This window comes from Ralstonia sp. VS2407 (assembly GCF_052950655.1).
This window is the reverse complement of record NZ_JBRFVG010000001.1, coordinates 652,196-673,112: the sequence shown is the minus strand read 5'-3', so window position 1 is coordinate 673,112 and position 20,917 is coordinate 652,196. Positions and strand designations below refer to the sequence as shown.

General features: G+C 62.3%; 21 protein-coding genes. 12 read left to right on the top strand and 9 right to left on the bottom strand.

Features of this window, described 5'->3' with window-relative positions; translation table 11 throughout:
- Window positions 1-65: 65 nt before the first annotated feature.
- The 3 genes from thrC to ACU8YE_RS03170 all read right to left on the bottom strand — a co-directional run bounded on the left by thrC (window position 66) and on the right by ACU8YE_RS03170 (window position 4,188).
- Window positions 66-1,511, bottom strand: a complete 1,446-nt coding sequence (thrC, locus tag ACU8YE_RS03180; RefSeq protein ID WP_232042649.1) for a threonine synthase — start codon at window positions 1,509-1,511, stop codon at window positions 66-68.
- A gap of 15 nt (window positions 1,512-1,526) precedes the next feature.
- The gene (locus ACU8YE_RS03175; protein ID WP_316868870.1) at window positions 1,527-2,846 is read right to left on the bottom strand and encodes a homoserine dehydrogenase; all 1,320 of its coding nucleotides are present in this window, start codon (window positions 2,844-2,846) and stop codon (window positions 1,527-1,529) included.
- A 100-nt stretch (window positions 2,847-2,946) separates the two neighbouring features.
- Window positions 2,947-4,188, bottom strand: a complete 1,242-nt coding sequence (locus ACU8YE_RS03170) for a pyridoxal phosphate-dependent aminotransferase (protein ID WP_045204177.1) — start codon at window positions 4,186-4,188, stop codon at window positions 2,947-2,949.
- 296 nt (window positions 4,189-4,484) lie between these two features.
- On the opposite strand from ACU8YE_RS03170, the gene ACU8YE_RS03165 reads away from it, so the two are divergent.
- The 12 genes from ACU8YE_RS03165 (at window position 4,485) to ACU8YE_RS03110 (ending at window position 16,376) form a co-directional block, all read left to right on the top strand.
- Window positions 4,485-4,865, top strand: coding sequence for an Mth938-like domain-containing protein (locus ACU8YE_RS03165; protein WP_414560557.1), 381 nt, complete (start codon window positions 4,485-4,487; stop codon window positions 4,863-4,865).
- A gap of 4 nt (window positions 4,866-4,869) precedes the next feature.
- Window positions 4,870-6,540 (top strand): glycosyltransferase family 39 protein, encoded by a 1,671-nt coding sequence (locus tag ACU8YE_RS03160; protein ID WP_446928064.1) that lies wholly within the window; start codon window positions 4,870-4,872, stop codon window positions 6,538-6,540.
- A gap of 126 nt (window positions 6,541-6,666) precedes the next feature.
- Window positions 6,667-7,038, top strand: a complete 372-nt coding sequence (locus ACU8YE_RS03155; protein ID WP_004626520.1) for an SMR family transporter — start codon at window positions 6,667-6,669, stop codon at window positions 7,036-7,038.
- A 40-nt stretch (window positions 7,039-7,078) separates the two neighbouring features.
- Complete coding sequence (locus tag ACU8YE_RS03150; protein ID WP_260802592.1) at window positions 7,079-8,239, top strand: DegT/DnrJ/EryC1/StrS family aminotransferase; 1,161 nt, start codon at window positions 7,079-7,081, stop codon at window positions 8,237-8,239.
- 7 nt (window positions 8,240-8,246) lie between these two features.
- Window positions 8,247-9,242, top strand: coding sequence for a glycosyltransferase (locus ACU8YE_RS03145; RefSeq protein WP_232042643.1), 996 nt, complete (start codon window positions 8,247-8,249; stop codon window positions 9,240-9,242).
- Entirely contained in the window at window positions 9,239-10,180 is a 942-nt protein-coding gene (locus ACU8YE_RS03140; protein WP_232042642.1) for a formyltransferase, read from the top strand. The genes ACU8YE_RS03145 and ACU8YE_RS03140 overlap by 4 nt, the downstream gene beginning before the upstream one ends.
- A 16-nt stretch (window positions 10,181-10,196) precedes the next feature.
- The gene (locus ACU8YE_RS03135; RefSeq protein ID WP_102067067.1) at window positions 10,197-11,255 is read left to right on the top strand and encodes a bifunctional UDP-4-keto-pentose/UDP-xylose synthase; all 1,059 of its coding nucleotides are present in this window, start codon (window positions 10,197-10,199) and stop codon (window positions 11,253-11,255) included.
- Window positions 11,256-11,290: 35 nt separating this feature from the next.
- On the top strand, window positions 11,291-12,184 hold the full coding sequence (locus ACU8YE_RS03130) for a 4-deoxy-4-formamido-L-arabinose-phosphoundecaprenol deformylase (RefSeq protein WP_446928063.1): 894 nt from the start codon (window positions 11,291-11,293) through the stop codon (window positions 12,182-12,184).
- 96 nt (window positions 12,185-12,280) lie between these two features.
- On the top strand, window positions 12,281-12,745 hold the full coding sequence (locus ACU8YE_RS03125) for a peroxiredoxin (RefSeq protein ID WP_232042640.1): 465 nt from the start codon (window positions 12,281-12,283) through the stop codon (window positions 12,743-12,745).
- A 467-nt stretch (window positions 12,746-13,212) separates the two neighbouring features.
- Entirely contained in the window at window positions 13,213-14,940 is a 1,728-nt protein-coding gene (locus ACU8YE_RS03120) for a PhoH family protein (protein WP_232042639.1), read from the top strand.
- Window positions 14,941-15,059: 119 nt separating this feature from the next.
- Window positions 15,060-15,485: a hypothetical protein gene (locus tag ACU8YE_RS03115; protein WP_045204664.1), complete on the top strand. Its 426-nt coding sequence runs from the start codon at window positions 15,060-15,062 to the stop codon at window positions 15,483-15,485.
- A 141-nt stretch (window positions 15,486-15,626) separates the two neighbouring features.
- A complete protein-coding gene (locus ACU8YE_RS03110; protein ID WP_446928062.1) occupies window positions 15,627-16,376 on the top strand; it encodes a C40 family peptidase in 750 nt (249 codons plus the stop codon).
- Window positions 16,377-16,457: 81 nt separating this feature from the next.
- On the opposite strand, the gene ACU8YE_RS03105 is transcribed toward ACU8YE_RS03110, so the two are convergent.
- The 6 genes from ACU8YE_RS03105 to priB form a co-directional block, all read right to left on the bottom strand.
- Complete coding sequence (locus ACU8YE_RS03105; protein ID WP_232042637.1) at window positions 16,458-17,468, bottom strand: inorganic phosphate transporter; 1,011 nt, start codon at window positions 17,466-17,468, stop codon at window positions 16,458-16,460.
- Window positions 17,469-17,482: 14 nt separating this feature from the next.
- The gene (locus tag ACU8YE_RS03100; protein WP_232042636.1) at window positions 17,483-18,109 is read right to left on the bottom strand and encodes a DUF47 domain-containing protein; all 627 of its coding nucleotides are present in this window, start codon (window positions 18,107-18,109) and stop codon (window positions 17,483-17,485) included.
- A 149-nt stretch (window positions 18,110-18,258) separates the two neighbouring features.
- Entirely contained in the window at window positions 18,259-19,647 is a 1,389-nt protein-coding gene (locus tag ACU8YE_RS03095) for a replicative DNA helicase (RefSeq protein ID WP_027677550.1), read from the bottom strand.
- A gap of 142 nt (window positions 19,648-19,789) precedes the next feature.
- Window positions 19,790-20,242 carry a 50S ribosomal protein L9 gene (rplI, locus tag ACU8YE_RS03090; RefSeq protein WP_232042635.1) on the bottom strand — a complete coding sequence of 151 codons (453 nt, stop codon included), beginning with the start codon at window positions 20,240-20,242 and terminating at the stop codon, window positions 19,790-19,792.
- A 24-nt stretch (window positions 20,243-20,266) separates the two neighbouring features.
- Complete coding sequence (rpsR, locus tag ACU8YE_RS03085) at window positions 20,267-20,545, bottom strand: 30S ribosomal protein S18 (RefSeq protein WP_037022304.1); 279 nt, start codon at window positions 20,543-20,545, stop codon at window positions 20,267-20,269.
- A gap of 12 nt (window positions 20,546-20,557) precedes the next feature.
- On the bottom strand, window positions 20,558-20,884 hold the full coding sequence (gene priB, locus ACU8YE_RS03080; RefSeq protein WP_260802598.1) for a primosomal replication protein N: 327 nt from the start codon (window positions 20,882-20,884) through the stop codon (window positions 20,558-20,560).
- Window positions 20,885-20,917 lie beyond the last annotated feature (33 nt).

Genomic DNA, 20,917 nt, shown 5'->3' with positions numbered 1-20,917 from the left:
CGTACATGGGTACGGCGAGCATCGCAGCGCCAAGATCGGGGCGCGCAGTAGGACCATGGGCAGGTTCAAAGGCCGGTGTGCTGGGCGATGTAGCCCTTGATGCGGTCAGCGTCTGCCGGCATGACCTCGAAGCGCTGCGGCAGCGATTCGATGTCAGCGTAGCCAGCCGGACGCTCCGGCTCGCGGTCCAGCGCTTCGCGAATGGTGTCACCGAACTTGGCCGGCAACGCCGTTTCCAGCACCACCATCGGCACGCCCGGGGTCAGGTTCTCGCGCGCCACCTTCACGCCGTCGGCGGTGTGGGTGTCGATCATCGTGCCGTAGGTGGCAAAGACATCGCGGATGGTATCGACGCGGTCTGCGTGCGAGCTGCGGCCCGAGACAAAGCCGAACTCGGCGATACGGTCGAACTCCGGCTTGCCCGTCATCGAGAAGCCGCCCTTTTCGTCCACGTCCCGGAAGAGCTGGGCGAGGCGCGCCGGATCACGGTCCAGCAGGTCGAACACGAAGCGCTCGAAGTTCGACGCCTTGCTGATGTCCATGCTGGGGCTGGACGTGTGGTACGTCTGCGCGGCCGACCGCACGCGGTATGTGCCGGTGCGGAAGAACTCGTCCAGCACATCGTTCTCGTTGGTGGCCACGACCAGCTTGTCGATCGGCAAACCCATCATGCGCGCGATGTGGCCGGCGCAGACGTTGCCGAAATTGCCCGACGGCACGCAGAACGACACCTTGTCGCCGATCTTCGGGGCCGCCAGCAGGTAGCCCTTGAAATAGTAGACGACCTGAGCGACGACACGCGCCCAGTTGATCGAATTGACCGTACCGATCTTCTGGCGGGCCTTGTAGTCGAGATCGTTCGACACCGCCTTGACGATGTCCTGCGCGTCGTCGAACACGCCTTCGATGGCGATGTTGAAGATGTTCTTGTCTTGCAGGCTGAACATCTGCGCGGTCTGGAACGCGCTCATCTTGCGGTGCGGGCTCAGCATGAACACACGCACGCCACGCTTGCCGCGCATGGCATATTCGGCGGCGCTGCCCGTGTCGCCGGAGGTGGCGCCCAGGATGTTCAGCTCGGCGTGTTCACGGTCGAGCGCGTATTCGAACAGGTTGCCCAGCAACTGCATCGCCATGTCCTTGAAGGCCAGCGTCGGGCCGTTCGACAGGCACAGCAGCGACAGCGACGTGCCGCCCTCCTCGCCCAGCTTGTGCAGCGGGGTGATGTCGACAGTGTTGTCGCCGGCGCGCGCGTTGCAGTAGACCTCGGGCGTGTAGGTGCGGCGCGTCAGTGCGCGCAGGTCGTCTTCGGGAATGTCGGTGGCGAACTTGCGCAGGATTTCGAACGCGAGGTCGGCGTAAGGCAGGTCGCGCCAGCGGGTCAGCTCTTCAACGCTGACTTGTGGGTACTGCTCGGGCAGGTACAGGCCGCCGTCCGGCGCCAGGCCGCCCAGCAGGATGCGGGAGAAACTTTGCGGCTCTGCGTGGCCGCGGGTCGATCGGTATTGCATGCTCATGTCCTGCGCTTAGTTCAGTTCTTCCATGCGGATGCGCGTGACCTTCGACAGCACGGTCGGCAGCGCTTCGATGGCGGCGATGGCGGCGTTCACGCGCTTTTCCACCGTCACGTGCGACAGCATGATGATGTCGGTCTGCGGCTCGCCTTCGCGCGATTCCTTCTGCAGCATGGCGTCGATCGAAATACCGCCTTCGGCCAGGATGCGCGTGATGTCGGCCAGCACGCCCGTTTCATCGGCCACGCGCATGCGCAGGTAGTAGCTCGAACGCACTTCGTCGATCGGCAGCACGGGCGTATCGGACAGCGCATCGGGCTGGAATGCCAGATGCGGCACGCGGTGTTCCGGATCGGCCGTGTGCAGGCGCGTCACGTCCACCAGATCGGCCACGACGGCCGAAGCGGTCGGCTCGGCGCCCGCGCCCTTGCCGTAGTACAGCGTCGGGCCCACCGCATCGCCGTTGACGACCACGGCATTCATTGCGCCTTCGACGTTGGCGATCAGGCGCTTGGCCGGCACGAGCGTCGGATGCACGCGCAGCTCAATGCCCGCTTCGACACGGCGCGTGATGCCCAGCAGCTTGATGCGGTAGCCAAGTTCTTCTGCGTAGCGGATGTCGACGGCTTCCAGCTTCGTGATGCCTTCCACGTAGGCGCGCTCGAACTGCACTGGCACGCCAAAGGCGATGGCGCTCATGAGCGTGAGCTTGTGCGCGGCGTCAAAGCCTTCGATGTCGAAGGTCGGATCGGCTTCGGCGTAGCCCAGGCGCTGGGCTTCCTTGAGCACGGTATCGAAGTCCAGGCCCTTGTCGCGCATCTCGGTCAGGATGAAGTTCGTGGTGCCGTTGATGATGCCGGCGATCCACTCGATGCGGTTGGCCGTCAGGCCCTCGCGCAGCGCCTTGATGATGGGGATACCGCCAGCCACGGCCGCCTCGAACGCCACCATCACACCCTTGTCCTGCGCGGCCTTGAAGATCTCGTTGCCATGCACCGCCAGCAGCGCCTTGTTGGCGGTGACCACGTGCTTGCCATTGGCGATGGCGCGCAGCACCAGCTCGCGCGTCAGGTCGTAACCGCCAATCAGCTCCACGACGATGTCGATCTCGGGCGAATCCACAACCGCAAACGGGTCGTTCACCACCGGCACGGTCGCACCGGCTTCCTGCACGATGGCGCGGGCGCGGTCGACATTGCGCACGGCAATCATGGCGACTTCAATGCCGCGACCCGCGCGACGGCGGATTTCTTCCTGGTTCCGTTGCAGAACCTTGAGGGTACCGCCACCGACGGTACCGAGCCCGAGCAGGCCGATCTTGATGGGATTCATGAGACGTGTCGTAAAGAAACGAAAAAGCGGAGAAGCAAAAAACACACAGGGCAGACACTTCGGTCTGCCCCGCAGTTACTGATCTGGCGGAAGACCGAGTTTATGCGGCCCGGATGCCAGTACCGTGACGCTGACGGTACCGCTCCAGGAAGCGCGAAATTCGGCCAATCGCTTCGCGAAGATCGTCTTCGTGGGGCAGGAAGACGATGCGGAAATGGTCCGGCGAGTGCCAGTTGAAGCCTGTGCCCTGCACCAGCAGCACACGCTCCTCTTCCAGCAGCTGGCGGATGAAGGTCTGGTCGTCTTCGATGGGATACACCGCCGGGTCCAGGCGCGGGAACATATAGAGCGCAGCCTTGGGCTTGACGCAGGTCACGCCGGGGATCGCTGTGATCAACTCATGCGCCAGGTCGCGCTGGCGACGCATGCGGCCGCCCGGCGCCACCAGGTCTTTAATGCTTTGATAGCCGCCCAGCGCGGTTTGAATGGCCCACTGCCCCGGCACGTTGGCGCACAGGCGCATCGAAGACAGCATGTTCAGGCCTTCGATGTAGTCCTTGGCCGGGCGCTTGTCGCCGGATACGACCATCCAGCCCGCGCGGTAACCGCACGAACGGTAGCTCTTCGACAGGCTGTTGAACGTCACGGTCAGCACGTCTTCCGACAGCGAGCCGATCGCGGTGTGCTTGTTGTCGTCGAACAGAACCTTGTCGTACACCTCATCGGCGAAGATCACCAGGCCGTGTTCGCGCGCAATGGCAACAATGCCCAGCAGCAGTTCGTCCGAATACAGCGCGCCGGTCGGGTTGTTCGGGTTGATGACGACGATGCCCTTGGTATTGGGCGTGATCTTGGCGCGGATGTCGTCCAGGTCTGGCATCCAGCCATTGGCTTCGTCGCAGATGTAGTGCACCGGCGTGCCGCCCGAGAGGCTGGTCACGGCGGTCCACAACGGGTAGTCGGGCGCCGGCAGCAGCAGCTCGTCGCCAGCGTCAAGCAGCGCGTTGGTGGCCAGCGAAATCAGCTCCGACGCGCCATTGCCCAGATAGATGTCTTCCAGCGTGACGTTCTTGATGCCCTGCTCTTGCGTGTAGTGCATCACCGCCTTGCGCGCCGCGAAGATGCCCTTGGAATCCGAATACGCCGCCGAATTCGGCAGGTTGCGGATCATGTCCTGCTGGATCTCTTCAGGCGCATCGAAACCAAACACGGCCAGGTTGCCGATATTCAGCTTGATGATCTTGTGGCCCTCTTCTTCCATCTGCTTGGCCTTCTCGAGCACGGGGCCGCGAATGTCATAGCAGACGTTGTTGAGCTTGGCGGATTTCTGGATCGTTTTCACGGGCAAGGCGGCGATGGGCGACGTTGAACGGGCTGGAACTACGGGGCATTCTGTGGCGCAGCAAAGCGGCGACGGTAACGCCACACAGCGGCAGGCGCCGCTACGCTATTCCTTGCCGGACATCGCTTGTGGCGCGGCGGGCGAAGGAGAGAAAAAGATATAATTTAGCCCATTATGACAGACTTAGGCGGGCATTTTTGCAACGCAGCGAAACCTGCCCGCAGTCTGAAACCTAGCGCCCTAGCCAGCGTGCCGCACCATGCGCCGCCGCCATGGCGCCCGATGGGATTCCCGCCTTGAAGCTCCATTCATCCGATTCGTCGACCATTCTCAATACCGTTACCGGCTATGGCGACGGCTATATCGAAATCAACAAGGTGCGCTACGAGCACTCCGTGCTGGTGATGCCCGAGGGCGCCGTGGTGCCGTGGGATGTGTCGCGCTTTGAGGATCTGACGCCCGAGCATTTCGCGCGCGTGCTTGACCTGGGGGCCGAAGTGGTGATCTTCGGGACGGGCAACAAGCTGCGCTTCCCGCACCCGCGGCTGACGGTGCCGCTTACCGAAAAGCGCATCGGCGTGGACGCCATGGACCTGCAGGCCGCCGGCCGCACGTACAACATCCTGATGCTGGAAGGCCGTAAAGTGGCCGCCGCCCTACTGATCGAGCGCGCCTGACCGCATGCCGATCGACCGCACCGCTCAAGCGCCCACCCTGCCCTGGCGCGACGCCTCCCTTTGGCTCCTGGCTGCTGCGTTCCTGGCCGTCTGGCTCGGCACGCTGGGCTACCGGCACCTGATCCCCACCGACGAAGGCCGCTACGCTGAAATCGCGCGCGAGATGTTCGTCTCCGGTGACTGGGTGACCATCCGGTACAACGCCCTGAAATATTTTGAGAAGCCGCCACTGCAGATGTGGGGCACCGCACTCGCCTACACACTCTTCGGCATCGGCGACTGGCAGGCGCGGCTGTTCACGGCGTTCTCCGGCATCGTCGGCATTGTTTTCACGATGCTGGCGGCGGCGCGTTGGTGGGGCAAACGGACGGCCGTCATCAGCGGGCTGGTGCTCGTGAGCGCGCCTCTGTGGAACGTAGGCTCGCACTTCAATTCGCTCGACATGGGCGTGGCCGGCTGCATGACGATGGCGTTGGGTGCGCTACTGATCGCGCAGCATCCGGATGCCACACGCGCTCAACAACGCCGCTGGATGTGGGCCTGCTGGGCATCCATGGCGCTGGCAGTGCTGAGCAAGGGCCTCATCGGCGTGGTACTGCCGGGTTTTGTGCTGGTGGTCTACACGTTGGTCGCGCGCGACTGGGCCCTGTGGAAACGATTGCATCTGGTGAGCGGGCTGATCATCTTCTTTGCCGTCGGCGCGCCGTGGTTCGTCCTGATCTCCATACGCAACCCGGAATTCGCGTGGTTTTTCTTCGTGCACGAGCATTTCCAGCGTTTCACGTCGACCGTGCATAACCGAAATGCGCCGCTTTGGTACTTCGTGCCATTGCTGGTGGCCGGCTTCCTGCCGTGGCTTGCTCAATTGCCCGGTGCCGCACACCTGACCCTTGCACGTGGTGAAACCGCCAGGAATGGTTTCCGCCCCACGCTCATGCTAGGCCTGTGGGCCATCCTCATCTTCGCGTTTTTCAGCATTTCGGATTCGAAGCTGCCGGGCTATATCTTCCCGATCATCCCCGCGCTGGCGATTCTGGCAGCCCTGGTGCTGGAGCACACCAGCGAGCGCGCATGGCGCTGGCAGCTCAAGGCCTTCCTGGCGCTGGCGGTGGTCGGTCTCGCGGCCAGCGGTTACGTGGCAACCATGTCGTCGGACATGTACCCGAACGCCGTGTTTTCTCGATTTGCGATGTTCCTGGCCGTGGCGTTCGCGGCTGGAGCAGGCTTCACGTGGCTGGCACTTCGCTTGGCAGGCAGGCGCTTCGAAAGCGTGGCCGCGTTTGCTTGCGCGTGGTTCCTGACGTTTACAGCGGCCACGCTGGGTCACGAAGCCTTCGGGCGCTCCATGTCGGGTATCGATCTCGTGGCCGCGGTCAGGCCGTGGCTCAAGCCCGACGTGCCGTTCTATGCGGTGGAGCGCCTGGACCATACAATGCCGTTTTACCTCGGCCGGCCCACCATCATGGTGCAGGAGCCCGATGAACTGGCATTTGGCGTCAAACAGGAGCCGGCCAAGTGGGTACCGACCACCGAAGCCTTCGTGGCGCGCTGGAAAGCCGGCGGTCAGGCCGTTGCCATGATGGGTCCGGGCACCTATGACCGGCTGGCAGCCGAGGGCGTACCGATGATCGTGATCGCCCGCGATGCCCGCCGTGTGATCGTCCGGCGCAACTAGGTTTCACCGCTACGGATTGCCGAAAGGGGCGTGCAAGCGGAATTGTCGTAACATGCGCCCCGGCGGCGGGATTGAGAACATCCGCACGGGGAAACCGCCGCAGTCTGCAAAACATCAAAAGAACACATGAATCTGGTCACTTTCGGGCTGATCCTGACGGGCGTCATGCTCAATGCCTGCGCTCAGTTGCTACTCAAGGCGGGCGTCAACAACATCGGCCGCTTTGCGTTTTCGGCCGACAACATTCTGCCGATCGGCATCAAGCTTGCAACGCAGTGGCCCATCATTGGCGGGCTGTCGTGCTACGTCATCTCGGTGGTGGTGTGGATTCTCGGCCTGTCGCGCGTGGATGTGACCATCGCGTATCCGATGCTCTCCCTGGGCTACGTGGTTAACGCCTTCCTGGCGTGGTATCTGTTTGGCGAAGTGCTGTCTGTACAGCGCCTGATCGGCATCGCCATCATCCTCGTCGGCGTACTTGTGCTGGCCCGCTCGTGAGCCGATGTGCCCGCGCCCAGCACCCAACTTCATTCAAGTCATGACGCAAACCACCGCCACTGCCGAATTGCCGTTTCTGCCCTTCGTACGCCCGACCATTGACGAGGCGACCATCGCCGCCGTGGCCGACGTGCTGCGCTCGGGCTGGATCACCTCGGGCCCCAAGGTTGCCGCATTCGAAGCCGCGCTGTCGGAGTACTTCGGTGGCCGCATCGTCCGCACATTCGCCAACGGCACGGCCACGATGGAAGTCGCGCTGCGCATTGCCGGCATCGGCCCCGGCGATGAGGTGATCACCACGCCGATCTCGTGGGTCGCCACATCCAACGTGGTCCTGACGGTCGGCGCCAAGCCGGTCTTCGTCGACATCGACCCCGTGACGCGCAACATCGACCTAGACAGGGTCGAGGCCGCCATCACGCCGCGCACCAAGGCCATCATTCCGGTCTATCTGTCGGGGCTGCCCGTCGACATGGACCGTCTGTACGACATCGCCCGCCGCCACAAGCTGCGCGTAGTGGAAGACGCCGCACAGGCCATTGGTTCGCGCTGGGGCGACAAGCGCATCGGCGAGATCGGCGACCTCGTCAGCTTCAGCTTTCAGGCAAACAAGAACATCACCACCATCGAAGGCGGCGCGCTGGTGCTCAATACGCCAGAAGAAGCCGTGCTGGCCGAGAAATATCGCCTGCAAGGCGTCGTGCGCACCGGCTTCGACGGCATGGAAGTCGACTTGGTGGGCGGCAAGTTCAACCTGACCGACGTGAATGCCGCGATTGGCCTGGGCCAGTTCGCTCAGCTTGAAGCCGTGACTGCACGCCGCGCTGCCCTGGCCCGCCGTTACTTTGCCGGCATGCGCGCCGCAGACATCGAGTCGTTCGGCGTTGAACTGCCGGTAGAGGACTTCACGCACACCAACTGGCACATGTTCCAGATCGTGCTGCCGCTGGATCGCCTGAAGGTCGATCGCGCTGGGTTCATGGCTGGCCTGAAGGCGCTAGGCATTGGCGCGGGCGTGCACTACCCACCCATCCACCTGTTCAAGCTCTATCGCGAACTCGGCTGGAAGCCGGGCATGTTTCCGGTGGCCGAACGCATTGGCCGTGCCATCGTTACGCTGCCGATGTTTGCCGGCATGGAAGATTCCGATGTGGATCGCGTGGTCAGCGCGGTCCGCCAACTTTGCGCCCAGTACCAATAATCCAATAATGAAGACACCCGCTCTCTCGGTCGTCATTCCGGTTTACAACGAAGAAGACGGGCTCGCCGCGCTGTTTGCGCGCCTGTATCCCGCACTCGACGCGCTCGGCATTTCGTATGAAGTCGTGTTCGTCAATGACGGCAGCCGCGACCGCTCCGCCGCCATGCTGGCCGAGCAATTCCGGGCGCGCCCAGACAGCACGCGCGTCGTGCTGTTCAACGGCAACTACGGCCAGCACATGGCCATCCTGGCCGGCTTCGAACATGCGCGTGGCGAACGCGTCGTCACGCTCGATGCCGACCTGCAGAACCCGCCGGAAGAAATCGGCCGCTTGGTCGAAAAGCTCGACGAAGGCTACGACTACGTCGGCACCATCCGGCGCGTGCGCCAGGACAGCTGGTTCCGCCGCACCGCGTCGCGTGCCATGAATTCGCTGCGCGAACGCATCACGCACATCAAGATGACCGACCAAGGCTGCATGCTGCGGGCCTACAGCCGGACCATCGTTGATACCATCAACCGCTGCCGCGAAGTCAACACCTTCATCCCGGCACTGGCCTACACGTTCAGCAAGAACCCGACCGAAATCGAAGTCGACCACGAAGAGCGCTTCGCCGGCGAGTCGAAGTACTCGCTGTACAAGCTCGTGCGCTTGAACTTCGACCTGGTGACGGGCTTCTCGGTGGTGCCGCTGCAATGGTTCTCGGCGATCGGGATGCTGCTGTCGCTGGCGTCGGCGGTTTTGTTCATCCTGCTGGTGGTGCGGCGCTTCATCCTGGGCGCGGAAGTCCAGGGCGTGTTCACGCTGTTCGCCATCACGTTCTTCCTGATGGGCGTGCTGTTGTTCGGCATCGGCTTGCTGGGCGAATACATCGGCCGCATCTATCAACAGGTGCGCGAGCGCCCGCGCTATCTGGTGCAGGGTGTGCTGGAAGAAACGCCCCACCTGCATGAAGCCGGCGCCGCCGATATGAAGACTGGCTCGCAGCGGGGTGTTGCATGAGTTCGCAGCTCAAGCGGCGAGCCGTCGTTTTCGCGTATCACAACGTCGGCGTACGCTGCCTGCGCGTGCTGGCAGCGCGTGGCATTCAGGTTGAACTCGTTGTCACGCACGAGGACAACGCCGCCGAGAACATCTGGTTCGGCAGCGTGCGCGCCACCGCACAGGAACTGGGTATCCCGTACATCACGCCGGACAACGCAAACGGCGAAGATCTGCACGCCCGGATCGCCGCCATCGCTCCGGACTTCATCTTTTCGTTCTATTACCGGCACATGATCCCGATGCGCCTGTTGAGCCTCGCCAAATTCGGCGCGTTCAACATGCACGGTTCGCTGCTCCCCAAGTACCGCGGCCGCGTGCCCATCAACTGGGCGGTGCTGCACGGCGAGACCGAAACCGGCGCCACCCTGCACGAAATGGTCGAAAAGCCGGATGCCGGTTACATCGTCGACCAGACCATCGTGCCGATCCTGCCGGACGACACCTCGCACGAAGTGTTCGAAAAGGCCACTGTTGCGGCAGAGCAAACCCTGTGGCGTGCGCTTCCCGCGATGATTGCCGGGCACATTCCGCAGCACCCGAACGTGCTGGCCAACGGTAGCTATTTCGGCGGCCGCAAACCCGAAGACGGCCGCATCGACTGGTCCAAACCGGCCCAGCAGGTCTATAACCTGATCCGTGCAGTGGCGCCGCCCTACCCCGGTGCTTTTACGGACGCGGGCAGCGAACGCTACGTTGTCGCGCGGGCCCGTCTGGCGCACCAAACCTTTACGAATTTGCCGCCGGGCTTGCACGTCGTGGATAATGCGATGTTCGGCGTGTGCGGCGATGGGGGAGCCATCGCCATTCACGAGCTCTGGCGCGTCGAGCCCCAAGCTGCCAGCGGAACATCTGTCGTGACCGCGCAGCAGCTCGCCAGCCAGCTCGCCCTCTCCTGATCTTGAGTTTGCCTTCATGAAAAAAGTACTGATCCTCGGCGTCAACGGCTTCATCGGCCACCACCTGTCCAAGCGCATCCTGGAGACCACCGATTGGGAGGTCTATGGCATGGACATGCAGACCGAGCGTCTGGGCGACCTGGTCAACCACCCGCGCATGCACTTCTTCGAGGGTGACATCACCATCAACAAGGAGTGGGTCGAGTATCACGTGAAGAAGTGCGACGTGATCCTGCCGCTGGTGGCCATTGCCACGCCGTCGACCTACGTCAAAGACCCGCTGCGTGTGTTCGAGCTGGACTTTGAAGCCAACCTGCCGATCGTTCGCTCGGCTGCCAAGTACGGCAAGCACCTGGTCTTCCCGTCGACCTCCGAGGTCTACGGCATGTGCAGCGATTCGGAATTCGATCCGGAAGCCTCGCCGCTGATCTACGGCCCGATCAACAAGCCGCGCTGGATCTACGCATGCTCGAAGCAGTTGATGGACCGCGTGATCTGGGGTTACGGCATGGAAGGCCTGAACTTCACGCTGTTCCGTCCGTTCAACTGGATCGGCCCGGGCCTCGACTCGATCTACACCCCGAAGGAAGGTTCGTCGCGCGTTGTGACGCAGTTCCTCGGCCATATCGTGCGCGGCGAGAACATCAAGCTCGTCGACGGCGGCAGCCAGAAGCGCGCCTTCACGTATATCGATGACGGCATCGACGCGCTGGTACGCATCATTGCCAACAAGGACGGCGTGGCCTCGGGCAAGATCTACAACATCGGTAACCCGTCGAACAACTACTCGGTGCGTGAACTGGCCAACATGATGTTGGAACAGGCCGCCCAGATCGACGAGTACAAAGACACTGCCAAGCAGGTCCAACTGGTGGAAACGACCTCCGGCGCCTACTACGGCACCGGCTACCAGGACGTGCAGAACCGCGTACCGAAGATCGCCAACACCATGGAAGACCTCGGCTGGAAGCCGACCACGGTGATGAAGGACGCGCTGGCGAACATCTTCGAAGCGTATCGCACGCACGTGGCTGAAGCCCGCAGCTTGGTCGAAGACGGCAACGGCAACAAGTAAAAGCTGCATCTCAGTCGCACCTTCCGCGCAGGTTCATGGCTCTCATCGTCCTCAAGATCGACGTCGACACCCTGCGCGGTACCCGCGAAGGCGTGCCCAATCTCGCGCGTATGTTGCGCGAGCACGAGGCTGGCGCGACCTTCCTCTTCAGCCTCGGCCCCGATCACACCGGCTGGGCGCTGCGTCGGGCCTTTCGCCCCGGCTTCCTCAAAAAGGTTTCCCGCACGTCAGTCGTCGAGCATTACGGCCTTCGCACGCTGATGTACGGCGTGTTGCTGCCAGGCCCCGACATCGGCCGCAAAGCCGCTGCCGAAATGCGCGCCATCGCCGAGGCAGGTTTCGAGACCGGCATCCACACGTGGGACCACGTGCTCTGGCAAGACAATGTCCGCCAGCGCGATGCCGGCTGGACGGCCCGCCAGATGACCGCCGCGCACGCACGTTTCATCCAGGTGTTCGGCCAGCCACCCGTGACGCACGGCGCGGCCGGCTGGCAAATGAACGACCACGCGTTCCGCCAGATCGACAACTGGGGCATGGCCTACGCCTCCGACGGCCGGGGCACGCATCCGTACATCCCGAGCATTGATGGCAAAGCGCTGAACCACGTGCAATTGCCGACGACGCTGCCCACGCTGGACGAACTGATCGGCGTGGAAGACATCACTCTCGATAACGTCGCCCGGCATATCCTGAAGATGACGGAGTCCGACCGCGACCAGGTATTTACCTTGCATGCAGAACTTGAAGGGCAGAAACTCGCCCCGATCTTCCGCGAGTTGCTGCGAGGCTGGCGCGCCCAAGGCCATCGGCTAGGGTCGATGGGCGATTACTACGCGACGCTCGATCGCAGTACCCTGCCCGTGCAGCCCGTCACATGGGGCGAAGTTGCCGGCCGCAGCGGCAGCCTGATCGTTCAGCCGGCCTGATCTTTCCGATCTCCGGTTGGCGTCGGGCGCGGTATCTCAGATTTGCCCGTCCACGAGCTTCCCCATCTCTCTCCTCGCGGTTTTCCGGAACACACCATGCCCGTCACGATCGACCAGCCTCTTCCCGATTTCTCCGCACCGGCAACCAGCGGTATCACGTTCTCGCCGGCATCGCAGCGCGGCAAGATCGTCGTGCTGTATTTCTATCCGAAGGACAACACCCCTGGCTGCACCACGGAGGCGATGAACTTCCGCGACCAGTACGAGGCCTTTGAAGCCGCCGGCGCCGTGGTGTTCGGCATCTCGCGCGACAGCTTGAAATCGCACGAAAACTTCAAGGCGAAACTGGAGATGCCGTTCGAGCTGATTTCCGACGCCGACGAAGCCGTGTGCAACATCTTTGACACGATCAAGATGAAGAAGATGTACGGCAAGGACGTGCGTGGCATCGAGCGCAGCACATTCCTGATCGACAGCAAGGGCGTGCTGCGCAAGGAATGGCGCGGCGTGAAAGTGCCCAACCATGTGGATGATGTCCTCGCGGCGGTACGCGCGCTGTAACCGCACGGGGAGCCAGCGGTCGGGAAAGAGCCGTGCAGGACATCCTGGCGGCTGATTCTCCCGTCGATTTCGCATCGTCTGTCGTGCCCAGTTTGCGACGCACCACAGGTCACATGTGAGCGATTGCAAATCACAAAAGCTTCCGATACAGTCGGAACCGATGAGTACGAAATCCGGATGCCATTCCGATAGCCCACGACGGTACCGGCGGCCAAGTTGGCCTGATACCGCTTCTGCGTTTTTCCCGGCAAGCAGGCCGGGCAGAACGTCCGAAACGTGCAGCTTGTCGTGGCGTTCACCTAGGCCGCCCCACCTCTCGCAGGTCATGGCGGCTTTTTTGTGGCCGTCGTCCATGCATCAACTGCTGCGACGCGCCCGTCCGTTTTCCAGCGTTTCCCGCCAGCACCGCCTCGCCATATGCGCGGACGGTGTTTCGTCGTTGTTCCACCCAGAGAGGTAATCGAAGCATGCCGCTGCCGACCATGCCCACCCAGCCAGCCCAATTGCTTGACCCGGCTGAATTCAAGCCTTTCGGCAAAGCCGGAAAGCCGAAGGCGGGTCAGGAACCTCGAAAACCGGTGCCAGCGCTCGAGCGCGAGGCGTTGTCAGAAACCGGCCGTGCACAACCCAAACGCAATGCAGCCAGCACGGCCCGCGCCCGCTCGGGCGAAGCGTCTCCCATGGCGAAAGACAGTTCGCGCGAACATGCGGGCATTCTGGCCAAGGCCGTCGACAAAGTAAGCGCGACGGGCAAATCGACCGAAACTGCCGCCCGCCGCCGCACCCGCCGCGACGAAGGCCCCGCCAAGCTGTTCGTGCTCGACACCAACGTGCTGATGCACGATCCGACATCGCTCTTCCGTTTTGAAGAACACGACGTCTATCTGCCGATGATGACGTTGGAAGAGCTGGACAACCACAAGAAGGGCATGAGCGAAGTCGCGCGCAATGCGCGCACGGTCAGCCGCACGCTCGACCAACTTGTGGCAGGCACCGATGGAGCAATGGATGACGGCCTGCCGCTTGCCAAGCTCGGCAACCGCGATGCGCAGGGGCGCCTATTCTTCCAGACGCGTCTGAACGACATCAAGCTGCCTGATGGGCTGCCGCAGGGCAAGGCTGACAATCAGATCCTTGGCGTGGTGGCCGCATTGCAGCAGCAGCGTCCAGACCGATCGGTCGTGCTGGTGTCCAAGGACATCAACATGCGGATCAAGGCGCGCGCCCTCGGCCTGCCGGCGGAGGACTACTTCAACGATCGCGTGCTGGAAGACACCGACCTGCTCTACAGCGGCATCATGGCCCTGCCGGCAGACTTCTGGCAGAAGCACGGCAAGAACATCGAGAGTTGGCAGGACCCCAAGACGGGCACGACGTTCTACCGCCTGTCCGGCCCGCTGGTGCCATCGTTCCTCGTCAACCAGTTTGTCTTCCTGGAGCCGAATGACGGTAGCTTGCCGCTGTATGCGCAGGTCAAGGAGCTGAATGGCAAGACTGCCGTGCTGCAGACGCTCAAGGACTACACGCACCAGAAGAACAACGTCTGGGGCGTGACCGCGCGCAACCGCGAGCAGAACTTCGCGCTGAACCTGCTGATGCATCCGGAAGTCGATTTCGTGTCGCTGCTCGGTCAGGCCGGCACGGGCAAGACGCTGCTGGCACTGGCGGCAGGCCTGGAGCAAGTGCTGGATCAGAAGCTCTACAACGAGATCATCATCACGCGGGCCACGGTGCCCGTGGGTGAAGACATCGGCTTCCTGCCCGGCACGGAGGAAGAAAAGATGCAGCCGTGGATGGGCGCCTTCGACGACAATCTCGAAGTGCTGCAAAAGTCCGACGACAATGCCGGTGAATGGGGCCGCGCTGCCACGCAGGAGCTGATCCGTTCGCGCATCAAGGTCAAGAGCATGAACTTCATGCGCGGCCGCACGTTCGTCAACAAGTTCCTGATCATCGACGAGGCGCAGAACCTGACGCCCAAGCAGATGAAGACGCTCGTCACGCGGGCGGGCCCGGGCACCAAGATCGTCTGTCTGGGGAACATCGCGCAGATCGACACGCCGTACCTGACGGAAGGCTCGTCGGGCCTGACTTATGTGGTGGATCGATTCAAGGGATGGAGCCACAGCGGGCACATCACGCTGGCGCGCGGCGAGCGCTCGCGGCTCGCAGATCACGCGTCAGACGTGCTGTAGAAATCACGCAGCAACATATTTGTCTGCCGCAAACCGTTGTTCGATCAGGCCACGCAGTTGCGTGGCCTTTTTTTTGCTGCTTGTCGGGCACCTCTCTTTTTCCTTGATGGAGGCCAATGATGCCCATGCAGCAGAACCTGCAGACCCGATCGCGCTTGACCCTGACGTCGGCTGCGCTGGCGATGATGCTGTCCGCCAGCGCCTCCATTGCGCTCGCCGACAACCTCACGCCGAAGACCGCCGGCCAAATCAGCTACGTCTGCGGCGGCGTTGCACAAGACGAGCAGCAGGCGCTGAACAGCGAGGCACGCAACTACAACCTGTCTTTGCTATTCACCCAAGGCGCACGTGGCGAATATCTGGCCGACGTCGACGTACAACTCACACGGCACGGCAAGGAGGTCGCAAGCTTTCGCGCTGACGGCCCGCGCTGTCTGATCAAAGCCCCGCCGGCAAGCTATAACGTCATCGCCACGTACCAGGGCACCACCAAGCGCGCGACGGTGCAGACCGGCAGCACACGCAGCGTCCAACTGCGCTGGTAAAACTGCCCGCAAAGCGCGACGCCATCTGGGCAAAATCCGCAGACCCGCGCCCCGCTTGGCGTTGCGCCTCGCCAACACGCAGTTTGGCTTTCTGACGCGGCGCGCATAGCATGCTTGCTATCTGGACTCTCCTAATGGCGCATGCTCGCGCAGCACAGCTTCCTCCACGGAAATACGCGACTGGCAGGCGCCGGCCTGTTGGCGCTAGTGTGCTTGCTATCTGCCTGCTCGTCGACACCCACCCGCTCCACCGCCTCGCGCGACGCGGGCCTGCGCACGCGCGGCGCCCCGATCCACGATCCGAGCGCGGGTCTGGAAGAAATCTCCATCGAGGCGATGGCGCTGGTCGGCACGCCCTACCGCTACGGCGGCAATACTCCCGATAGTGGCTTCGATTGCAGCGGGCTTGTGCGCTACGTCGTGCAGCGCGCTGCATCTGTGAACCTGCCACGCACCGCCGCCGAAATGGGCCGCCGTGGCACGTCATTGGATCGCCGCGACGTTGCATCGGGCGACCTCGTCTTCTTCAACACGACCGGCCAGCCGAATTCGCACGTCGGCATCTATGTGGGCCAGAACCGGTTTGTCCATGCACCCGCCACGGGTGGCACCGTGCGCCTGGAAGACATGACCAAGTCTTATTGGACAAGCCGCTACATGGGCGCGCGCCGCGTGGTGGCCGTGAGCAATCTGCCCGATACGCCAGCGCCGACCATTGCACCGACGGCTCCGGCACCCGCCAGCCCAGCCCATCCGATCGACGATGATCCACTGGGAACCCTCGCCCGCTCACGCGACGCTCAAGCCGACAGCCTGATGTCGACGCGCGGGCCTGCCGCTGCGACGACTCCTGCGGACGATGACCCCATCGCGCGCTTCGCCACGCAATAACTAACGCGGCGCTCACCCCAATGCGAAACGCCCACCGATTTGGTGGGCGTTTCGTTTTTTCGGAGTCGACCTGCCGTCGACTTACAGCACGTGTCGGCCAATCCACCAGGCAATCGCTGCCATGAACGCCGACGCGGGAATCGTCAGAACCCACGCCCAAACGATGTTGCCAGCCACACCCCAACGCACTGCGGAAGCCTTCTGCGCAGACCCCACTCCGACGATGGCGCCCGTGATGGTATGCGTGGTCGAGACCGGCACACCCAACGCCGACGCCAAGAACAGCGTCATGGCCCCACCGGTTTCAGCGCAGAAACCGCCAACCGGCTTGAGCTTGGTGATCTTCTGACCCATCGTCCGCACGATCCGCCAGCCGCCCAGCAGCGTACCCAGACCGATCGCCACATAGCAGCAGACGATGACCCAGATCGGCGGTTCAGTTGACGTGGCCGACGCGTAGCCGCCCGCGATCAGCAGCATCCAGATGATGCCGATGGTCTTCTGCGCATCGTTGCCGCCGTGGCCCAGACTGTACAGCGAGGCCGATAGCAACTGCAGGCGCCGGAACCATCGGTCCACCTTGGATGGCGGCGTTCGGAAGAACAGCCAGGACACCGCCACCATCAGCAGCGAGCCGAGGATAAAGCCAAGCAACGGCGAAATCAGAATGAACGCCACGGTCTTGAGCAAGCCACTCGCCACCAGCGAGCCCGTGCCAGACTTGGCCACAGCTGCGCCCACCAAACCACCGATCAGCGCATGCGAAGAGCTCGACGGAATGCCGTAGTACCAAGTGATGATGTTCCACGCGATGGCGCCGACCAACGCCCCGAAGATGACGTAGTGATCGACGATGGACGGATCGATCGTGTCCCGTCCCACCGTGGTCGCCACCTTGAGGTGGAAGATGAAAATGGCGATCACGTTGCAGGCTGCGGCCATCGCCACTGCCTGCTGCGGCTTGAGCACGCCCGTCGACACCACCGTCGCAATGGAGTTGGCCGCGTCGTGGAAGCCATTCATGAAGTCGAACACGATGGCCAGTGCCACCAGCAGAACGACCACCCAGAGACTGATCTGAAGCGTATGCATGAGGCGTCGTCTCGTCAGGCGTTTTCGAGCACGATGCCTTCGATGATGTTGGCAACATCCTCGCAACGGTCGGTGACGCTCTCCAGTTGCTCGTAGATCGCCTTGAGCTTGATCAGCAGCTTGATATCGTTCTCGGTGCGGAACAGCTTGGCCATGGCCGCGCGCATCACGCGATCGGCTTCCGACTCAAGTCGGTCGATTTCCTGGGCGATGGTGAGGATCTGGCGGCCGTTGTTCATGTCGTTGAGCAGCGCTACAGCCTTGCGGACTTCCTCGCAGCAAGCCACGCAGATCATCGCAAGCTGGCGCGATTCGTCCGTCAGGTTGGTCACGTCATACAACGAGATGGTGAGCGACACGTCTTCCATCAGGTCGAGGATGTCGTCCATCGTCGTGATCAGCTTGTGGATCTCGTCGCGATCGAGCGGGGTGATGAAGGTCTTGTGCAGCAGCTCGATCGTGTCATGCGTGATGCGATCGGCCTTCTTTTCAAAGTTCTGCACGTTGCGTGCATGCATTTCGGCATTGGGCAAGTCATTGACCAGCTCCTTGAGTGCATGGGCCGCCTTGACGGCGCACTCGGCGTGCTGGTTGAAGTACTCAAAAAACTTGCCTTCGGTGGGCATGAAGCGACCGAACATGATGATCCTTGGGAACGGAAAAAAGCAGGAGTCGTAAAAACAACGCCGGACGGGATCACCGCCGGCGCTGTCATTAAAACGCAATATTTTACCGGAACCCGCCTCGCGACATACGTGGCACGTTGTGGCGGGCCGACACGAATTACACGTTACGTGTCGTTGTCGAAGAAGGCATTGCCTCCGGTGAAGTTGTCGAACTTCGTGTATTCACCCAGGAACGTGAGACGAACCGTACCAATCGGGCCGTTACGCTGCTTACCGATGATAATTTCGGCCGTACCCTTGTCCGGAGAATCGGGGTTGTAGACCTGATCGCGATAGATGAACAGGATCACGTCGGCATCCTGTTCGATAGCGCCGGATTCACGCAAGTCCGACATCACAGGACGCTTGTTCGGGCGCTGTTCCAGGCTTCGGTTCAACTGCGACAACGCAATCACCGGGCAGTTGAGTTCTTTCGCCAAGCCCTTCAGCGATCGCGAGATTTCCGAAATTTCGGTCGCGCGGTTCTCACCGCCGCCCGAGCCCGACATCAGCTGCAGGTAATCGATGACGATCAGACCGAGCTGCCCGCACTGCCGTGCAAGCCGGCGCGAACGCGCACGCAGCTCCATCGGGTTCAGCGCGGGCGTTTCGTCAATGAAGAGCTGCGCGTCATTCATCTTCTGGATGGCGTGCGTCAGGCGCGGCCAGTCCTCGTCGAGCAGACGGCCGGTACGCAGCCGGTGCTGATCCAATCGCCCAACCGAACCCAGCATACGCATGGCGAGCTGCGTGCCCGCCATTTCCATCGAGAATACGGCCACCGGCAGGCCCTGTTCCACCGCTACGTGTTCGCCGATGTTCAGCGAGAATGCCGTCTTACCCATCGATGGGCGGCCGGCCACGATGATCAGATCACCGCCCTGCATACCGCTCGTCATGCGGTCGAGATCGACGAAGCCGGTCGGTACGCCCGTAATGTCGCTCTGGTTGTCGCGGTGGTACAGCTCGTCGATGCGCTCGACCACCTGCGTCAGCAGCGGCTGGATTTCCAGAAAGCCCTTCTGCCCGCGCGAGCCTTCTTCGGCAATCGCGAACACCTTGGATTCAGCCTCATCCAGCAGTTGGCGCACATCGCGGCCCTGCGGGTTGAAGGCTCCGGCGGAAATCTCGTCGGCGATCGTCACGAGTTGGCGCAGCACGCCGCGGTCGCGCACGATTTCCGCATAGCGACGGATGTTGGCAGCGCTCGGCGTGTTCTGCGCCAGCGCGTTCAGGTAGGCCAGGCCACCCACCTCTTCCGCCTTGCCGGCGGCCTGCAACTGCTCGTACACCGTGATCACGTCAGCAGGCTTGGCCTGCGAGATCAGCTTGCCGATGTTGTGGAAGATCAGCCGGTGGTCGTAGCGATAGAAATCGTGCTCGTTGATGAAATCGGCAATGCGATCCCAAGCGGCGTTATCCAGTAGCAACCCGCCGAGCACCGACTGTTCGGCCTCGATGGAATGCGGGGGTACCTTGAGGGAATCGAGCTGGGGATCGGAGGGCGCGTTCATGGCGGGATTATAGCGGCGCTGCTCGGTCTTCAATCTGAACCCCTGACACAAAGGACAACAAAAAAAGGCAGAGACTTTCGTCCCTGCCTTCTTGACTCGCGTCGCTCGGTGACCCGTGCGCCGCGAGGTACTGCATGCGCGCTTAGGCCGATTCGCCCAGCACCGACACGTTCACGTCAACTGCCACATCGGTGTGAAGCGACACGACGACCGGGTGGTCGCCCACGGTCTTCAGCGGGCCGTTCGGCAGACGCACTTGCGCCTTCTCGACCTTGAACCCTTGAGCAACCAGTGCATCAGCGATGTCGTGGTTGGTGACGGAGCCAAACAGGCGGCCGTCCACACCAGCCTTTTGCGACAGTTGCAGCGTCAGGCCATTCAGCTTCTCGCCTTCGGCTTGCGCAGCAGCCAGCTTTTCAGCTGCCAGCTTTTCCAGCTCAGCGCGGCGGGCTTCGAATTCCTTGATGGCGGAATCCGTGGCGCGGCGGGCTTGCTTGTTCGGGATCAGGAAGTTACGAGCGTAACCGTCCTTCACACGCACCACGTCGCCCAGGTTACCCAGGTTGACGACCTTCTCGAGCAGAATAATTTGCATTGTGAGTTCTCCTTATCCCGCTGATTAGTGCTTGTGCTGATCGGTGTACGGCATCAGCGCGAGGAAACGTGCGCGCTTGATGGCCGTGTCCAGCTGGCGCTGATAGATCGCGCGCGTGCCGGTCAGGCGGGCCGGGGTGATCTTACCGTTCTCGCCGATGAAGTCCTTGAGCGTGTCCAGATCCTTGTAGTCGATCTGCTCAACGCCGGCCACGGTGAAGCGGCAGAACTTCTTGCGCTTGAACAACGGGTTTTGCTGCTGGAAGCGCTTCTTGTTCTTCGCGTCGCGCTGCTTCTTGTTCATGAATGCCATGATTCAATCCTTTACGAATACGTTACATCCGGAGATGTGAAAGACCAGTGCCTTACTGCTGCGGTGCTTGCGAGCCAGGAATCCTACGCAATCCAGGACGGTGCCCGGAGCGATGCGATCCAGAACGGAAGCCATCTTGCCGGCTGCCAGTGCTTCCATCGAAAACTCGATCTGCCGCACTGTCTGCGCTTCGACCGCCTGCCCGCTGTATGCCAGCAGACAGTTGACGATCGGCACGCCGGCCGGGGTGTATCGCATCACCTCGCGCTCGACCAGAGTGGCAACGAGCTGCAGGCGGTTGATGGCGTTGTCCCCGTAGGTTTCGTTCATGCTGGCGATGCGCGATCAGGCTTGCGCAGCACC

What these genes read in the sequence shown, in the direction of transcription:
- ACU8YE_RS03095 (WP_027677550.1), bottom strand. Translation starts at nt 19,647, where the DNA reads ATGAACGCGCCCTCCGATCCCCAGCTCGATTCCCTCAAGGTACCCCCG.
- ACU8YE_RS03125 (WP_232042640.1), top strand. Translation starts at nt 12,281, where the DNA reads ATGCCCGTCACGATCGACCAGCCTCTTCCCGATTTCTCCGCACCGGCA.
- priB (WP_260802598.1), bottom strand. Translation starts at nt 20,884, where the DNA reads ATGAACGAAACCTACGGGGACAACGCCATCAACCGCCTGCAGCTCGTT.
- ACU8YE_RS03160 (WP_446928064.1), top strand. Translation starts at nt 4,870, where the DNA reads ATGCCGATCGACCGCACCGCTCAAGCGCCCACCCTGCCCTGGCGCGAC.
- ACU8YE_RS03120 (WP_232042639.1), top strand. Translation starts at nt 13,213, where the DNA reads ATGCCGCTGCCGACCATGCCCACCCAGCCAGCCCAATTGCTTGACCCG.
- ACU8YE_RS03135 (WP_102067067.1), top strand. Translation starts at nt 10,197, where the DNA reads ATGAAAAAAGTACTGATCCTCGGCGTCAACGGCTTCATCGGCCACCAC.
- ACU8YE_RS03105 (WP_232042637.1), bottom strand. Translation starts at nt 17,468, where the DNA reads ATGCATACGCTTCAGATCAGTCTCTGGGTGGTCGTTCTGCTGGTGGCA.
- ACU8YE_RS03100 (WP_232042636.1), bottom strand. Translation starts at nt 18,109, where the DNA reads ATGTTCGGTCGCTTCATGCCCACCGAAGGCAAGTTTTTTGAGTACTTC.
- rplI (WP_232042635.1), bottom strand. Translation starts at nt 20,242, where the DNA reads ATGCAAATTATTCTGCTCGAGAAGGTCGTCAACCTGGGTAACCTGGGC.
- ACU8YE_RS03115 (WP_045204664.1), top strand. Translation starts at nt 15,060, where the DNA reads ATGCCCATGCAGCAGAACCTGCAGACCCGATCGCGCTTGACCCTGACG.
- ACU8YE_RS03175 (WP_316868870.1), bottom strand. Translation starts at nt 2,846, where the DNA reads ATGAATCCCATCAAGATCGGCCTGCTCGGGCTCGGTACCGTCGGTGGC.
- ACU8YE_RS03140 (WP_232042642.1), top strand. Translation starts at nt 9,239, where the DNA reads ATGAGTTCGCAGCTCAAGCGGCGAGCCGTCGTTTTCGCGTATCACAAC.
- ACU8YE_RS03130 (WP_446928063.1), top strand. Translation starts at nt 11,291, where the DNA reads ATGGCTCTCATCGTCCTCAAGATCGACGTCGACACCCTGCGCGGTACC.
- ACU8YE_RS03110 (WP_446928062.1), top strand. Translation starts at nt 15,627, where the DNA reads ATGCTCGCGCAGCACAGCTTCCTCCACGGAAATACGCGACTGGCAGGC.
- ACU8YE_RS03155 (WP_004626520.1), top strand. Translation starts at nt 6,667, where the DNA reads ATGAATCTGGTCACTTTCGGGCTGATCCTGACGGGCGTCATGCTCAAT.
- thrC (WP_232042649.1), bottom strand. Translation starts at nt 1,511, where the DNA reads ATGCAATACCGATCGACCCGCGGCCACGCAGAGCCGCAAAGTTTCTCC.
- ACU8YE_RS03145 (WP_232042643.1), top strand. Translation starts at nt 8,247, where the DNA reads ATGAAGACACCCGCTCTCTCGGTCGTCATTCCGGTTTACAACGAAGAA.
- rpsR (WP_037022304.1), bottom strand. Translation starts at nt 20,545, where the DNA reads ATGAACAAGAAGCAGCGCGACGCGAAGAACAAGAAGCGCTTCCAGCAG.
- ACU8YE_RS03150 (WP_260802592.1), top strand. Translation starts at nt 7,079, where the DNA reads ATGACGCAAACCACCGCCACTGCCGAATTGCCGTTTCTGCCCTTCGTA.